This is a genomic window from Hymenobacter glaciei (assembly GCF_039539585.1).
GTDB lineage: Bacteria > Bacteroidota > Bacteroidia > Cytophagales > Hymenobacteraceae > Hymenobacter > Hymenobacter glaciei.
The window spans coordinates 1-658 of sequence record NZ_BAABDK010000043.1 but is presented as its reverse complement, the minus strand read 5'-3'; the positions used below and the strand labels follow the sequence as shown (position 1 = coordinate 658).

Genomic DNA, 658 nt, shown 5'->3' with positions numbered 1-658 from the left:
TGGTCTGCTTTGGCTCCTCACTTGTCGGGCAAAGCCGGCGACGTGGGCCGGACAGGCGTTGATAACCGGCTCTTCCTCAACGCCGTGTTTTGAGTGGCGCGCCACGGGTGCGCCTGGCGCGCGCTGCCGGCCCGCTTTGGCAAGCACGACACGCTGCGCAAGCGCAGCCGGCGCTGGGCCCAAAAAGGGATTTGGCAGCGCTTGTTCGAGGCCGTGTAGGAACCCGCTTGGACTGGGTAATGCTCGATTCGCCAGTCGTGCGGGCCCACGCGCAGGCAGCGGGCAGCCGAAAAAAAGCCGCGTCGGCGACGAGGCCCTCGGGCGCAGCCGCGGCGGGCTGCCGACCAAAATCCACGCCGTGGTCGACGCGCCGGGCAACCCGTTGCGCGTGATGCTCGGCCCCGGCCAGCAAGCCGATTGCCAGCGTGCAGCCGACCTGCTGCCGGCCGCCGAGGGCGCCGGCAACGTACTGGCCGACAACGCCTACGATACGGACGCCGTGCTTGCCCACGTGGCCGCCATCGGGGCACAAGCCGTGATTCCCAGCAAAAAGAACCGCCTCGTCCAGCGCGTGATTGACCGAAATCTGTACCGCGACCGCAACAAGGTCGAACGCTTTTTTAGCCGCCTCAAGCAGTTTCGCCGCCTGGCCACGCGC

The 658-nt window shown here is 67.6% G+C and carries 2 protein-coding genes; both read left to right on the top strand.

Annotated features, from left to right (window positions below; all coding sequences use genetic code 11):
* Positions 1-93: 93 nt before the first annotated feature.
* The gene (locus tag ABD837_RS25115; protein ID WP_425554389.1) at positions 94-219 is read left to right on the top strand and encodes a transposase; all 126 of its coding nucleotides are present in this window, start codon (positions 94-96) and stop codon (positions 217-219) included.
* Positions 220-232: 13 nt separating this feature from the next.
* On the top strand, positions 233-658 hold a 426-nt coding region (locus tag ABD837_RS24890; protein WP_425554390.1), incomplete at its 3' end, for an IS5 family transposase.